We start from the raw sequence: 289 nt of genomic DNA, 5'->3' as shown, positions 1-289 counted from the left end.
GAGATACAATATACTTGATAAGTAATCAGATTGTTTCGTATAATCAAAAAGATATACACTTACAATAAATCGAAATGAAAAGGAGTGGATGGTATGAAAAATTATGTACAAAAATTCGTCGTATCTTCTTCTTTTCTTTTTCATTTTCTTAAAAAGGAACAAAGGCAGTTGCCTTTGTTCCTTTTTTATTGCTATCTATATAGGGGGAATTGTTATGAAGCCATATAAAAGTGTCTTAATTAAATTAAGCGGCGGCGCACTTGCTGATCAATCCGGAAAAAGCTTTAAC

At 31.1% G+C, this 289-nt stretch carries 1 pseudogene; it reads left to right on the top strand.

Going from position 1 to position 289, the window contains the following annotated elements:
• Positions 1-103 precede the first annotated feature (103 nt).
• Positions 104-289, top strand: a pseudogene (locus tag ACSG5Z_RS31525) (hypothetical protein); the annotation flags it as partial.

It is taken from the genome of Bacillus pretiosus, from assembly GCF_051294775.1.
In the GTDB taxonomy this organism is placed as follows: Bacteria; Bacillota; Bacilli; order Bacillales; family Bacillaceae_G; genus Bacillus_A; species Bacillus_A wiedmannii.
This window is presented reverse-complemented; position numbering and strand designations above follow the sequence as displayed.